The 15,807-nt window shown below is 67.8% G+C and carries 6 protein-coding genes; 1 reads left to right on the top strand and 5 read right to left on the bottom strand.

What is annotated here, in order from left to right; translation table 11 throughout:
* Positions 1-478 (top strand): sensor histidine kinase (locus I55_RS04975; protein WP_376739169.1); only part of this gene is annotated, 478 nt, incomplete at its 5' end.
* Between the two features lie 72 nt (positions 479-550).
* Here I55_RS04975 and I55_RS04970 read toward each other — a convergent pair.
* The 5 genes from I55_RS04970 to I55_RS04955 all read right to left on the bottom strand — a co-directional run.
* Entirely contained in the window at positions 551-1,027 is a 477-nt protein-coding gene (locus I55_RS04970) for a DUF1203 domain-containing protein (RefSeq protein WP_049973845.1), read from the bottom strand.
* Between the two features lie 92 nt (positions 1,028-1,119).
* Positions 1,120-1,356 (bottom strand): hypothetical protein, encoded by a 237-nt coding sequence (locus I55_RS04965; protein ID WP_148293574.1) that lies wholly within the window; start codon positions 1,354-1,356, stop codon positions 1,120-1,122.
* Positions 1,357-1,579: 223 nt separating this feature from the next.
* A complete protein-coding gene (locus I55_RS37590) occupies positions 1,580-14,230 on the bottom strand; it encodes an S-layer family protein (protein WP_044559402.1) in 12,651 nt (4,216 codons plus the stop codon).
* An 837-nt stretch (positions 14,231-15,067) separates the two neighbouring features.
* Complete coding sequence (locus I55_RS36820) at positions 15,068-15,241, bottom strand: hypothetical protein (RefSeq protein ID WP_159107110.1); 174 nt, start codon at positions 15,239-15,241, stop codon at positions 15,068-15,070.
* Between the two features lie 133 nt (positions 15,242-15,374).
* The coding region (locus I55_RS04955) for a type VI secretion system tube protein Hcp (protein WP_044559401.1) at positions 15,375-15,807 on the bottom strand (433 nt) is incomplete at its 5' end.

The following is a 15,807-nucleotide window of genomic DNA, read 5'->3' as shown; positions in this document are numbered from 1 at the left end:
GGCCATCGATTCGATGGAGCCGGTGGACGCCGACCTGCTGTTGCTGCTGGCCTCGCTGCGCTATCGGCTGGAGCCGCGCCTGGAAGGATCGGGCATCGCCCTGGTGTGGGATGTGCAGGACCTGCCGACCCTTGTCTGGCTGGATCCCGGCAGCGCGTTGCATATCCTCCGCATCCTGCAGGAGGGCATCGCGAACGCCCTGCACCATGCCGACGCCCGACGCGTCCGGCTGGGCACCGCCCCCGACGCCCAAGGGAATGTGGCCGGCGTGCGCGTGACGATCGAGGACGATGGGCGGGGCTTCGATACGGAGAAGGCCCTGGAGACATCCACCGGCCGGGGCCTGCGGAACCAGCAGCGGCGGGCACAGGCCGTGGGCGGCACCGTCACCTGGCATTCCGGTCCCATGGGCACGCGCCTCACCCTGTGGCTGCCGCTGCACCGCGCGCCAGACGCCGCCGCGGCTCAAGGTCGCTGATCAGATAAGTCCAGCCTGATCTTCAGGCGCCTCGCGCGCTCATAGGGTTGTCAAACAGGCTCTAAATCGCTTTCAAGGCGCCCGCTCGATCCGCGCGGCATAGCAGCCGAACTTCGCGTAGTGCGCTTGGATGTAGGCCACCTCCGGCCGGTCCAGCAGGCGACGGATGATGGGCGCCGCCTCCGCCCCTTCGGCCAGGTCCGCCGCCACCATCATGTGGCCGGCATCGAAGCAACGCAGGGACAGGGTGCGCCGCGCCAGGGCCGGCGGCAGGCTGTCCACCGTCCGGCAAGCGCCGGCCATCCCCTGGCGCACATAGATCGCGTGGGCGGCGCGATACGGGGTGAGGGCCGGCTGGTGCTGATAATTCACCAATACCAGCGTCTCGCCCGGGCGGGCGTCGTCGAGGCTGACCCGGCAGGGAAAACCGATGGGCGCATCGGCCACCCGGCGTACGGCGCCGACGGCATCAAGGCCGGCCTTATCCAGGTCGAACAGCGGGGCGAAGGGTGCCGGATCCAGGCCGGCGACGGTGAAGGACAGGGTCATGGGGGAGAACCGTGACAGGGGTTGTTGGTGGCCCACCCTGCCCTGTGGACCCGGCCCCGCCATCCCGTTTCCTGCGGCCGAACCGCGTCGCCTCAATCACCATAGGCGTCGGGGCCGAAGGACGGCGGGCCAGGCTTGGCCACCGCCACCGGCGGCAGCGTGTCCGGGTCGGGCGTCACCCGCACCAGGGTGCAGGAACGGCCCTGGGCATCGGCCGCGACCTCCAATGGCGGGCGGTGCATCAGCAGGGCGATGAAGGCGAGCAGCAGCAGCCCCAGCAGCGCGCGGGACAGCGCGCCGCCGGCGCCGCCGGATGGGCGGCCGGTCATGATCATGTCCTTTCGGGTTCAGGGTGCCGCCCGGGGATGCGGGCCCCTGGCGGAGGAGGGCCCAGGCGGGGTCGCTCCGTCACAGGCGAAGTATCGGTGGGTGAACCCTTGGCAACAATGCGTATTGCGCGCAGTCTGCCTTCGCCTCTGACGAAGGATGCGTCCATGCAATTCGACCTGATCGACCTGGCCCTGTTCCGCGACGTGGTGGAGGCCGGCAGCATCACCTGGGGGGCCGAACGGGCGCACCTGGCCCTGGCGGCAGCCAGCACCCGCATCCGCAACATGGAGGTGTCGCTGGGCGCCACCCTGCTGGACCGCGGGCGGCACGGGGTGACCCCCACGGCCGCCGGCCGCGCGCTGCTGGCCCATGCCCGCACCATCCTGGACCAGACCGACCGCCTGCGGGAGGATCTGGGCGTCTATGCCGGCGGGGCGGCCGGCAACGTCCGCATCCTGTCCAACACCAACGCGCTGACCGAATTCCTGCCGGAACTGCTGAGCAGCTTTCTGAACGTCCATCCCCTGGTGACGGTGGATGTGGAAGAACGCCTGAGCGATGAGATCGTGGCCGCCATCGCCGACGGCACCGGCGATATCGGGTGTGGCCGGTGACGTCGACGGCGTCGTTCAGCAGCAAGCGGCCGGAGGTGAAGACCAGGTCGCTGGCGGTGTTGGCGATCAGGCCTCCGCTGAAGGTGCCGGTGACCGTGTCGCCGCCCTGGATGGAAAGGTCGCGGGCGGACTGGTTCAGGATGGTGCCGGCGATGACGGCGCTGTTGATCAGCAGGCCGAGGGTGGCGTTGCTGCGGATGGTGACGGCTTGGCCGCTGCCGGTGATCAGCCCGCGGTTGTCGACGGTGCCGATGCTGCCCAGGTTGGCCACCATCACACCCTGGGCGCCGGACATGGTGCCGCTGTTCAGCAGGGTGCCGATGGTGCCGCCGCTGGCGGCCACGGCGGCGCTGAAGCCGGACACCAGGCTGCCCTGGTTGTCCAGCAGGCCGATGGTGCCACTGTTGATGACGACGGCGCCGGCCCGGCTGCCAATGGTGCCGCTGTTGGCCAAGGTGCCGATACTGGCGCCACCCGTGTTGTTGCGCAGGCCGAAATTGCCGCCAACGATGACGCCGCTGTTGGCCAGGGTGGCGAGCTTGCCCGCGTTGTAGAGGCCGGTGTTGTCGCCGTTGATGACACCGGTGTTGCTGAGGCTGCCGATGGTGCCGGTGTTGCGCAGGCCGACGGAGGCGCCGATGGCCGAACCGAAGGTACCGCCGGATTGGCCGATGCTGGCGCTGTTCACCAGGGTGGCGATGGTGCCGGCGTTGCTGAGGCCGGCGTACTGGCCTTGCACCGTGCCGCTGTTGGATAGGCTGCCGATGCCGCCCTGGTTGATGATGGGGGTGCGGCCGCTGATCACGCCGTTGTTGCTGAAGGCGGCCAGCGTGCCGGTGCCGGCGACGTACAGGCCGTAGGCGCCGGACAGGCTGCCGCTGTTGGCCAGGCTGCCGTAGGTACCGCCGATATAGTCGCCGGTGGCGGCCACCAGCAGGTTGCCGCCCGACGTGACGCCGGCCAGGGCCAGGCCGGTGACGGCGCTCTGGTTGGTGACGACCAGGTTGGTGTAGCTGCTGTCCGCGTCGCCGGCGACCACGGTGCCGAACACCGTGCCGGCCATGTAGTTGCCCGTGGACGATAGGGTGTAGGCGGTACTGATGCTGGCGCCGTTGATGTTGGCGGCGTCGCTGACCACCAGCCCGGCCCCGCTGGCCAGGGCCAAGGTGCCTCCGAGCTGGCCGTAGTTGCCGGCGATGGTGACGATGGTGGCCAGCGTCAGGTTGGCCCCGCTGGCGTCCAGGGTGTGGTTGCCGATGCTGACAGTGTCGTTCAGCAGCAGGTTGCCGCTCAGCACCACGTCGGTGTTGGCGCTGGTGATGGTGCCCTGGTTGGTCAGGCTGACGCCCGTCAGCGTGCCGACCGTGGCGCCGGTGCCGCCGGCGATGCTGAAGAAGCTGCTGCCGGCGTTGACGATGTTGCCGGCGACGGTGCCGGTGTTGACCAGCGTGCCCAGGCGGCCGGTGCCCGCGATGTAGAGGGCCGTGGCGCCCGACAGCAGGCTGGTGTTGACGATGCTGTTCAGGACCGTGCCGACATAGTCGCTGGTGGCCAGCGCCAGCAACTGGCTGCTGGTGGTGACGCCGCTGACCTCCAGATGGCCGCCCACAGCGCCGGTGCTGATGAAGGTGCCGTCGAGGGTCAGGCCACCGCCCGCCTGCACCAGGGTGCCCACGGTCGCGCCCACCAGATAGTTGGCGGTGGCGGTGCCGTTGATGCTGGCCTGCACCTGGCCGCCGATGCTGGCGGCACCGGTGACGGACAACCGCGCGACCGAGCCCAGCACCAGCGCGCCGGCGGATTGGGCGTAGTCGCCGGTGACGGTGATGATGCTGGACAGGCCCAGGGTGGCGCCCGCGTTCAGCACCGTGTGGCCGGTGGCGATGACGTTGTCGTTCAGCAGCAGGGCGCCGCCGCTGAACACCAGGTCGCTCGCCTGGTTGTCGATCACCCCCCTGCCCGTCAGGTTCTGGCCGGTCAGCGTGCCGATGGTGCCGCCGTCGCCGCCCTGGATGGTCAGGTTGGCCAAGTCGCCGTTGTAGATGGTGCCGGCGATGGTGCCGCTGTTGACCAGCAGGCCGATACCGCTGCCGCTGCCGTTATAGAGGGCGTTGACGCCGCTGATGACGCCGCTGTTCAGCACCGTGCCGATGGTCGACGAGATGATGTTGCGGATGGCGAAGCCACTGCCGGAACTGATGGTGCCGCCGTTGACCAGGGTGCCGATGAACCCGTTGGTTTCGTTGTAGAGGGCGACGGCGTTGGAGGTGATCAGGCCACTGTTGGCCAGGGTGGCGATGGTGGCGGAGTCCGTGTTCTCGACCGCATGGGCGAGGGCCGAGGAGGACGCGCCGGTGACCTGGATGGTGCCGCTGTTGCTGACGCTGCCGATGGAACCGCCATAGTTGCGCAGGGCCTGGGCGGAACCGGTCGCCGCGATCAGGCCGCTATTGGCCAGGGCGCCGATGGTGCTGTGGTTCACGTAAACGGCGGTCAGGGCGCCCGTCAGGGTGCCACCGTCATTGTTCAGCAGGGTGACCTGCGCGCCGTTGAACAGGTTGACGGCACGTCCGCCACCGATGGTGCCGCCGTTGTCTATCGTCCCGATGGTGCCGCCATTGCTCGCGATGCCGGTGCCGTAGGGGAAGCCGATGGCGCCGCTGTTGGTGAAGGTGCCCAGCGTGCCGGTGCTGGCGACATACAGGCCGGTGGTGCCGGACAGGGTGCCGGTGTTGGCCACACCGCCGTAGGTGCCGCCGATATAGTTGCTGGCGACGGCCACCAGCAGGCTGTCGCCCGAGGTGGTGCCGGCGATGGCCAGGTTCACGGCCCCGCCCAGGTTATAGCCGGTCAGGTTGACATAGCTGGAATTGGCACCGCCGGCGACCGCGGTGCCCAGCACCGTGCCGGCCAGATAGTTGGCCGTGGACGACAGGGCGTAGGAGGTGGCGATGGTGACGTTGCTGATGCTGGCGGCGCCGGTGACCACCAGCTCCGCCCCGCCACCCAGGTTGAAGGCGCCGCCGGCCTGGGTGTAGCCGCCGGTGACGGTGACGATGGTGGTCAGCGACAGGCCGGCGCCATCGGCGACCAGGGTATGACCGCCCAGGTTCACGGTGTCGTTCAGCAGCAGGTAGCCGCTCAGCACCACATTGGACAGCGTGTTGGTGATGGTGCCCTGGTTGGTCAGGGTGCTGCCGGTCAGGGTGCCCAGCGCGCTGCTGGTGCCGCCGGCGATGCTGAGATCGTGGGTGGAAAGGTTGACGATGTTGCCGGCGACGATGCCGGTGTTGATGAGGGCGCCCAGGCTGCCCGTGCCGGCGATGTAAAGGGCGGTAACGCCAGAGACCAGGCCGCCGTTGACGATGCTGTCCAGCGTGCCGCCGACATAGTCGGTACTGGCCACGGCCAGCAACTGGCTGCTGGTGGTGCCGTCGGTGACCTGCAGGTGCCCGCCCAGGGCGTTGCCGCCGACCAGGGTGCCGTCATAGGTCAGGCCGCCCGTGGCCTGCACCAGGGTGCCCACGGTGTCGCCCGCCAGGTAGTTGCCGGCGGCGTTGCCGGCGACGGACGCCTGCACCTGGCCGGAGACGGTGGCCGTACCGGTGACGGACAGTGCCGCCACCGAGCCCAGTACCAGGGTGCCGATGGAGGATTGGGCGTAATTGCCGGTGAGGGTGATCAGCGTGCCCAGGGTCAGGGCGGCGCCGGCGTTGTACACCGTCTGGCCGGTGGCCCGGATGTCGTCATTCAGGAACAGCGCGCCGCTGGCGAACATCAGGCTGCTGACCGAATTGACGATGACGCCCTTGGAGGTCAGGTTCACGCCGGTGAAGGTGCCGACCGTGCCACCGGTGCCGCCCACGATGGTCAGGGCGTTGGCGGAGGAGCCTAATTGGCCGTTGACGACGGCACCGCCGATGAGGCCGCTGTTGACCAGGGTGTTCAGGCCGGCGCTGTTCATGACCACGGCGCTGCGGGCGATGATGGTGCCGCTGTTGACCACCCGGTCGATGCCGGTGGAATAGCCGAAGATGCCGGTGCCGGTGGCAACGGTGATGGTGCCGCTGTTGAGGATGGTGCCGGCGGTGCCGTAAACCACGGCGACCGCGGCCCCGCCGCCGCCCACGGTGATCAGGCCGCTGTTGGCGATGGTGCCGATGCTGGCGCTGTAGGCGTCGATCAGGTTGGTGCCGATCGCGTCGGAGGACAGCGTGCCGCTGTTGGTCACCAGCGTGCTGCGGGCGGAATACAGGCGGATGGCGCTGATGGCGCTGATCAGGCCGGCGTTGCTGATGGTGGCGATGGTGCCGCCGTTGCTGTCGATGCCCAGGCGGCCGCTGATGGTGCCGCCGCTGGCGTTGACCACCTGCCCGATGGACCCGCCGTTGTTCTCGATGGCGGCGATGCTGCTGTAGCTGTAGCTGCCCACGTCGATGGCGATCAGGCCGGCGTTGCTGATGGTGCCGATGCGGCCGGTGTTGTAGATGGCGGCGGTGTAGTTGCGGCCCGTGGGGTCGGTCGTGACGGTGATGGTGCCGCCCGCCAGGTTTTCCAGGGTGCCGATGGTGCCCGCGTTGATCACCGGGCGGAAGGTGCCGCTGATGCTGCCGCTGTTGCTGAAGGCGGCCAGGGTGCCGGTGCTGGCCACGTACAGGCCATAGGCGCCGGTCAGGGCGCCGCTGTTGGTCAGGCTGCCGTAATTGCCGCCGATGTAGTCGCTGGTGGCGGCCAGCAGCAGGTTTTCGCCCGAGACGGCGCCTGACAGGCCCAGGCCGGTCAGCGTGCTCTGGTTCGTGACGATCACGTCGGTGTAGTCGGAATCCGTCCCACCGGCCACCAGGGTGGCCAGCGCCGTGCCCGTGACGTAGTTGCCCGTCGCCGACAGGCCGTAGGTGGCGGTGATGCTGGCGTTGCTGATGCTGGCGGCACCACTGACCACCAGGTCGGCCCCGCTGCCCAGGGCCAGGGCGCCGCCCGCCTGGCTGTAGTTGCCGGTGACGCTGACGATGCTGGTCAGGCGCAAGGTGGCCCCGTGGGCGATCACCGTGCCACCGCCCACGTTCACCGCGTCGTTCAGCGCCAGGGTGCCGCCCAGCACCACGTTGGACAGCGTGTTGGTGATGGTGCCCTGGTTGGTCAGGCTGACGCCCGTCAGGGTGCCGCCGGTGATGCTGAGGTCGTAGGATGAGAGGTTGGTGATGTTGCCGGCGATGGTGCCACTGTTCACCACCGCACCCAGGCTGCCGGTGCTGGCGATGTACAGGGCGGTGGGGCCGGTCAGCAGGCCGCCGATGCTGAGGGTGCCATAGGCCGCACCGATATAGTCGGTGGTGGCCAGGGCCAGCAGCTCGCCACTGCTGGTGCCCACGGTCAACTGCGCGTGGCCGTCCAGCGCGCCGCCGTTGACGAAGGTGCCGGTGTAGGTCAGGCCGCCACTGGCCTGCACCAGGGTGCCCACCGTGTCGCCCACCAGGTAGTTGGCGGTGATGTCGCCGGCGACCGAAGCCTCCACCTGGCCGGCGATGCTGGCGGCACCGATGACGTTCAGCTGCGACGCCGCGCCCAGCACCAGGGTGCCGGTGGAATACTGGCTGTAGGCGCCGGTGAGGTTGATGGTGTTGGCCAGGGTGATGGCCGCACCGGTGTTGGTCACCGTCTGGCCATTGGCCCGGACGTCGTCGTTCAGCAGCAGGGCGCCACTGGCGAACACCAGGTTGCTCAGGCTGTTGTAGATCACGCCCGTGGAGGTGCCGTCCTGGCCAGTGAAGGTGCCCACCGTGCCGCCGGTGCCGCCCTGGATGGTCAGGTCGCCGGCGACGGTGTCGTTATAGTCGGTGCTGCCGTTGTAGATGCCGCCCCGGATCAGGCCGCTGTTCACCAGGGTGCCCAGGCTGGCGTTCGCGAAGCCCAGATAGGCCTTGAAGCCCATGATGGTGCCACTGTTGACCAGGGTGCCGATGCCGACGCCGTAGCTGTTCTGGATGGCGGTGGTGCCGCTGAGGGTGCCGCTGTTCTCCAGCGTGGTGAGGCTGGCGTAGGCCATCTTGACGCCGATGCCCGCGGCGATGGTGCCCTGGTTGACCAGCGTGTTGATGGTGGCGAAGTTGAGATTGACGCCATAGCCATACCCGTCGGTGCTGACCAGGCCGCTGTTCACCAGAGTGCTGAGGGTGCTCTGCGACAGGTTCAGCGCGACCGGCACGCCGGTGCCGGCCAGGGCCTCCAGCGTGCCGCTGTTGGTCAGCAGCGTGACCTGGGTGTATTCCAGGTAGACGCCGTAGGTGCCGCTGATCAGGCCGGCGTTGGCCAGGGTGCTGAGTGTGCCGTTGTTGCCGCTGTACAGGCCTATCGTGCCGGTGATGGTGCCGATGCTGGTGTTTTCCAGCAGGCCGATGCTGCCATAGTTGTCGGCGGCCCGGCCGCCGCTGATGCTGATCAGGCCGTCGTTGGTGAAGGTGCCCAGCCGGCCGGCCTGGGCGACGGTCAGGCCGATAAAGCCCGCCAGCGTGCCGCTGTTGGCCAGGCTGCCCAGGCTGCCGCCGATATAATCGCCGGTGCCGGCCAGCAGCAGGCCGTTGTTCGACACGGTGCCGGCGAGGCCCAGGGCATGGCTGCCCGTGGTGACGCTGAGGCTGGTGTAGTTGGACCCGGCGCCGCCGGCCACCAGGGTGGCATAGACGCCGCCGGCCACGTAATTGCCCAGGGTGGACTGGCGGGCGATGGTGACGGTGGCGCCGCTGATGCTGGCCGCCCCGCTGACCACCAGTCCGGCCCCCGTCGCCAGGGCCAGCGTGCCGCCGGCCTGCGCATAGGCGCCGGTGACGCCGACCACGGTGGCCAGCGTCAGGGCGCCGCCGCTGTTGACCAGCGTGCCGGTGCCGACATTGACGGCGTCGTTCAGCAGCAGTTTGCCTGACAGCACCACGTTGGCCAGCGTGCTGGTGATGGTGCCCTGGTTGCTCAGGCTGCCGCCCGTCAGGGTGCCGGTCGTGCCGCCGGTGCCACCCTGGATGCTGAGGTCATAGGCGCTGTCATTGGTGATGGTGCCGCCGATGGTACCGCTGTTGGCGAGCGCGCCCAGGCTACCGGTGCTGGCGATGTACAGGGCGGTGCCAGCGACCATCAGGCTGCCGCTGTTGTCGAGGGTGCCGTAGCCGGCGCCGATATAGTCGCTGGCCGGTAGGACCAGCAACTGGCTGGCCGTCAGGGTGCTGGCGCCCAGGGCCAGGTGACCGCCCTGGGCTAGGGTATTGGTCACCGTCAGGTCGGCCGTGTCGGTCAGGCCGCCGTCGGCCTGCACCAGGGTTATGGCGGATCCATCGCCAACGATGTAGTTGGCGGTGGCGATGCCGTCGGCCGTTGCTCGGACGCCGCCGCCGGCCAGGGTGGCGGCCCCGGTGACGGACAGCTGCGCGCGCCCGCCCAGCACCAGCGTGCCGGCGGACTGGCTATAGTCGCCGGTGATGGCGATGACGCTGGCCAGCGTGATGTCGGCGCCGGTGTTGAACACGGTGTGGCCAGTGGCGTTGACGCGGTCGTTCAGCAGCAGGCTGCCGCCAGCGAACACAAGGCTACCCAACGTGCTGGTGATGGTGCCCCGGTTGGTGATGGTATAATCGGTGAAGGTGCCGACGGTGCCACCCGTGCCGCCCAGGATGGTCAGGTCGCCGCCGTTGGTCTGGTTGTTCACCACGTCACCCGCGACCACGCCGCTGTTGATCAGCGTGCCAATGGTGCCGTTGTTGTAGATGGCCTGGGTCTGCGCGATGATGAGGCCGCTGTTGATCAGCGTACCAACGATGCCGCTGGCGCCGGCATAGTCATAGTTCCCGATACCGACGTTGCCGCCGATGGTGCCGCTGTTGTCGAAGACGGCGATGGTGCCGCCCAGGTTCTGGATGCCGCCATTGCCGCCAAAGTTGTTGATGGACGCGGAGATCAGGCCGGCGTTGGACAGCGTGCCGATAATGCCACGGATGTTGGCGACGACCGCCGCCTGGCCGTTGTGGCCGTTCTGGCCCGTCGCGGTGAGGGTGCCGGTGGATTGGTTCTCCAGAATATCGATGGTGCCGTAGTTCTGGATGGCCTGGTAGGCGCCGCCGATCAGGCCGGCGTTGGACAGGGTGCCGATATGGACGCTGCTGCCGTTCTGGATGCCGTTGTTCAGGAAGTCGACGATGCTGCCGGTGGCTTCGTTCACCAGGGTGCCGATGCTGCCGCCGGTGTTGATGGCCAGCAGCGTGCCGGTGATCAGGCCGGCGTTGTCGAACAGGCCGATGCTGCCCCCCGACATCCAGAAGCCGCCATAGCCGCCCGCCATGGTGCCGCCGGTGGTGTTCAGCACCGTGCCCACGGTGCCGTCGCCCATGTACACGCCGGCGTAGCCGCCGCCCGCGATGGTGCCGCTGTTCAACAGCAGCCCCACGGTCTGGCCATAGTTGTTGATCGATACGGCGACACCGGTGCTGCTGATCAGGCCGCTGTTGTCCAGCGTGCCTGCGGCACCCACGATGCTGACGCCGGGGCCCGTGGTGGCGGCGATGGTGCCGGTGTTGGCGAAGCTACCCAGGCTGCCGTAATAGCCGATGTACAGGCCGTAGGCGCCGGAGAGCGTGCCGCTGTTGGTCAGGGTGGCCAGGGCGCTGCCGATGTAATCGCTGGTGACCTGGGCCACCAGGTTGCCGTCCACGCCCACGGCGGCCGTGGCCACGCCGTTCAGGCCGCCCTCATTGGCCAGGGACAGGCCGGTATAGCCGCTGCCGGCCCCGGCGGCCACCAGGGTGCCCAGCACCGTTCCGGCCAGGTAGTTGGCGTTGTAGGTCAGCGCGATGGACGAGGCGACGCTGGCGCCACTGATGCTGGCGTCGCCACTGACCACCAGCCGCGCCCCACTGGCCAGGGTCAGCCCGCCGCCCGCCTGGGCATAGGTGCCGGTGACGCTGACGATGGTGCCCAGCGTCAGGTTGACACCGTCGTTGACCAGCGTGCCACTGGCCAGGTTCACCTGGTCGGCCAAAAGCAGGCTGCCACCGGACAAGGTGACGTTGGCGAGCGTGCTGGACAGGGTGCCGCCCGTCAGGGTCGCGGCGTTGCCGTTGACGATGGTCAGCGCGTTGGCGCTGAAATTGGTGATGTCGCCGATGATGGCACCGCTGTTGCTGAGCGCGCCCAGCGTGCCGTAAAGGATGACGCCGTTGCCGATCACCGCACCGGTGGCGTTCACCAGGGTGCCCAGACTGCCCGCCGCACCGACATAGACCTGGCTGATCGACCCGCTGTTGGTCAGCGTGTCCAGCGTGCCGCCGATATAGTCGCCGGTGGCGACGGCCAGCAGGTCGGTGCCTGTCAGCGTGGTGCCGACCAGCGCGGCCCCCGCCAGGGTGTAGGACATCGTGTCGATGTTCAGGCCGCCGGCCGCCGACACCAGGGTGCCGTAGACGGACCCCGCCAGGTAGTTGCCCAGGGTGGACAGGGTGGCGGTCACCCCCACGCCCGACAGGCTGCCCACGCCGCTGACCGCCAGGCCGCCGGTGACCATCGTGTCGCCGCCCAGGTTCAGGCCGCCGCCCGTCTGGGCATAGTCGCCGCTGACGGTGACGATGGTGTTCAGCGCCAGGGTGGCGCCGTTGTTCAGCACCGTGTGGCCGGTGACCACCAGATTGTCGTTCAGCAACAGGCCGCCGCCCGCCAGCACCACGTTACCGGTGGTGTTCAGGATGGTGCCCATATTGGTCAGGCTGGTGCCGGTGAAGGTGCCCAGCGTGCCGTTGTCGCCGCCCTGGATGGTCAGATCCGTGCCGCTCAGGTTGATGATGCTGCCCTGCATCAGGCCGCTGTTCACCAGGGTGCCGAAGGTGCCGGAGTTGTAGAAGGCGGTGCGGCCGATGATGGTGCCGCTGTTCACCACCGTGCCCAGGGTGCCGCCGGCCCAGTTCTTGATGGCAGTATAGGCGGTGGTGATGGTGCCGCTGTTCTCAACCACGCCGACGGTGCCGTGCCCCCCGCCGTACCCATCGTTGGCCAGGAAGGCGCCGCCGCCCCCGTTGAACACGCCACTGTTGCTGACGGTGCCGATGGTGCCGTTGTAGTTGAGGGCGAAGACGCCGTTCTGGATCGACACCAGGCCATCGTTGGCGATGCTGCCGATCGTGCTGCCGTCAGCGTAGATGATGTAGCTGTTGAAGCTGTTGGTGGCGGCGACCACCGTGCCGCTGTTGCTGATCTGCCCAATGGTGGCGTAGCTCAGTTGGATGGCGGTGCCCGTCTGGAACGTGGTGCCCACCACCATCGTGCCGCTGTTGGCGATGCCGCCGATGGCGGCCAGCGCGCCGCTGTTGCCGATGGCGGCGACGGGATGGCGGCCGGTCAGGGTGCCGCTGTTGCTAAAGGCGTCCAGCGTGCCACCGGCGCCCACGTACAGGCCATAGTTGCCGGCGATCAGGCCGGCGTTGGTCAGCGTGCCCATGATGGCGACGTTGCGGATAGCCGTCGAGGTGCCGCCGCCCGATGCGGTGATGGTCCCGCCAGCCAGGTTTTCCAGGGTGCCGATGATGACCTGGTTGAGGACGCCCTGGTTGCCGCCGGTGATGATGCCGCTGTTCACCAGGGTATGGACGATGACGGTGTTGGCGACACCAACCTGGGAGCCGACGATGGTGCCGCCGGCCTGATTGTCCAGCAGGCCGATGGTCCCGCCAATGAACTGGGCGGCGCCGATATCGATGGCGTGATAGTTGCTTTGGATCAGGCCGCTGTTGGTCAGGGTGGTGATGCCGCCATAAACATGGATGGCGGTGCCGCTGCCCGCGATGGTGCCCCCGGCCTGGTTCCGCAGCTGGCCGATGGTGCCATCGACCTCGACCCCCACATAACCGCCGCCGATGAAGCCGCTGTTGCTGACCGTGTTGATGGTGGTGGCGGTGCCGTTGTTGGACGTGGGGCCGACGACCGCGATGGCCTCATAGCCGCTGATGCTGCCGCCGGCCTGGTTCACCAATTGGCCGATCGTCCCACGAACCACCATGCCGACACCGAAACTGCCGGTGTTGCGGATGGTGCCACTGTTGTTCAGCGTACCGATGTGGCCGCCGGCGTTGAAGGCGCCGGTGCTGCTGGTGCCGCGGACGAGGATCTGGCCGGCGTTGTCCAGGGTGCCGACGACGCCCAGGAGGGTGACGCCGCCGACATCGCTGATGGTGCCGGTGGTCTCGTTCCGGAAGCCGCCCAGGCTGCCCGTCGCGGCCACGTACAGGGCGGTGATGCTGCCGGTGTTGGTCACGCTGCCCAGCGTGCCGCCGATATAGTCGCTGGTGGCGACGGCCAGCAGGTTGGACCCGTCCGTCCCCTGCCCCACGCCCAGGTTGGCGAGGCCACTGCCCAGGTTGGCGGTGATGCCGCTGTAACTGCCGCTGCCGGCGGCGATCAGCGTGGCCACGGCGTCGCCCGCCACGTAGTTCCCCGACGTCGACAGGTTGCCCAGGAAGGCGGAGACGGTGCCGCCGGTGACGGTAGCGCTCCCGCTGATCACCAGTTCAGCACCGCCGCCCAAGGCCAGCTCACCGGCCGACTGACGGTAATTGCCGGTGACGCTGACGATGGTGCTCAGCGTCACGGCCGCGCCGCTGTTCACCAGGGTGTTGCCGCCCACGTTCACGGCATCGTTCAGCAGCAGGTTGCCACTGGCCAGCGTGATGTCGGCGCCGCTGGTGATCACGCCCTGGGTGGTGCCGTCCACGCCGATGAAGGTGCCGGTGGCGCCACCGGTGCCGCCGTAGAGGGAGACGGCGGTGTCGCCGTTCAGCAGCAGGTTCCCCTGGACCATGCCGCTGTTGACCAAGGAGACCAGGGTATTGCCCACGGCGATCTCGATGGCGTTGCCGGTGGCCACGATGCTGCCGGTGTTCACCAGCGTGGTCAGGGTGACGTAGCCGGCGGCCTGCGTTCCGGCCAGGTACAGCCCGCGGATGCTGCCCTGGATCAGGCCCTGGTTGATGAGGAAGCTGATGCCGTCGGCGTACGTCAGGGCGGTGGCGCCGCCGCTGAGGGTGCCGCTGTTGGTGAGGGTGACGTTGCCGGTGGCCTGCGTCGCGATCAACGAGGTGGCACCGGCGGTGACGATGGTGTCGGCGGTCGCCGCGCGGGGGGACATCAGGGCCGTGCCCATGGCCAGGAGGGAGGAGCCGGCCAGCAGCACCGAACGCGACGTCCGGCCCTGCTTCCCCAGGTCCACCCGCGCGTCCAGCAGCATCTTACCCATCGCCCCGCTCCCCTAAACGAACCCCGGCCTTCGCCAGGGGGGCCCCACGCGCAGGAACGCGCGCGGGCCCCCTGCCCCAACACCACGAATTACCCGAGTAACGTCTCCGTTCGTAATTTGCAGCAAAATAGTAGATGCATAATCGTCAGACATAGTTCTCATCAGCATGTACGGCGCTTAAACAAGGATTTTCTGGTAATGAAAGAGATTTATTAAGATGGATTAGTCTCTGTAAAACGACATGCTTTTGGATTATTTTTAACAAGTTGCACAGATTGCCGCACCATGTGCAGCAGATTACCTCTAAATATCAGGCATGTTTCTTGTTCGTCTGAGTGAATGATTTACTTGATTCACATAAAGTGGATTTGTGTGAATCAGCCCCTGAGGCGCAAAATCGCCGTGGGGATCGTGCCGGCGTCCGCGGTCGCGAAATGGCCTTTTGGCAAAGGCCGCCATCCGGGACTGACGCGACGCCGGCGGATGCGCCCAGTCTTCCAAGGCCGCCGGCGCGGCCATGGCGGCGAAACCGGGTTCAACGCCTATCCGAAAGATGCCGACCGGACCCGCCCCAAGGGTCCAGGACGCCTGAGTCGCGTGCCAGCCGTTTTACATAGGGGCGCCGGCATCCGGGACGGATGGGCTTAGGGCTCAAACCTGTCCGAAGGGTAGACGCGGTCCGGGCGGGATTGATGGCGAGGCATCGCGGCCCTGCCCGGCCGTGGCTCCTCCCTGGTGCGCCACCGCTTCAGCGACACGCGTTTCCGTAACGAGGATGGCGTGAGCGGCGTGACGCTCCACTATCCCCTGGTGCGTGAGCCGGCCTTTTCGTGGGGGCTATTCCTTGCGGTGGCGCAGCAGCCAGATGACGGTGGAGATCTGGCAGAGAGCGGCCGCCAGGGTGAAGACGGTCACCAGCACGCTGCCGCCAGCGCCGCCCGGTTGCGTGAACAGCAGGCCCAAGGCTATGAGGGCGCCCGCCACCTCCACCGCGAAGATGGCGCTGAGCACGGAATTCCTGATAGTCCCGCCTTCCGTCCAGTGCCGTCTTGACGTGCGCCATACCCAAAATGCCCAGCAATCTTATCTGCTGGACGGCCAGCCATCCTGGATGGGGCAGGACCCCATCCAGGATGACGGCGGATCAAGCCGACTTGGTGGTGGCCAGGTCGTAGGAGGCGATGATCGGGGACTGCGGATTATGCTGGCTGTCGTACGGGGTGTACTTCATCTCCACCTTGGTGAAGTTCAGCACGATCTGCTCTTCCGGCCGGTCGCTGGACGCGGAGATGTTGTAGGAGGAGATCAGCGTGTTGGTCAGCGTGAACTCGATATAGGTGTCGCCCGGGTTGCCGCTGGTGACGATGTGGATCTTGGCGGTCACGCCGGAACGGCCGCTGCAGGCCTGGGAGAACAGCTTCACCGAGGAGCTGTCGCTGGTCTTGGTCAGCACGACCTCGCGCACCGACGGCTCGGAAACTTTCGCGTTGGCGGTGGCGCCCGCCAGGGTGTTCATGGGACGGGTCACACCCCATTGCAGGNNTCTGATGTCNGTCCACTGCTGGTGGGTCTGCTGG

This window comes from Azospirillum sp. B4 (assembly GCF_000333275.1).
Taxonomy (GTDB): domain Bacteria; phylum Pseudomonadota; class Alphaproteobacteria; order Azospirillales; family Azospirillaceae; genus Nitrospirillum.
The sequence above is the reverse complement of the archived record's forward strand: the minus strand, read 5'-3'. Positions and strand labels throughout refer to the sequence as shown.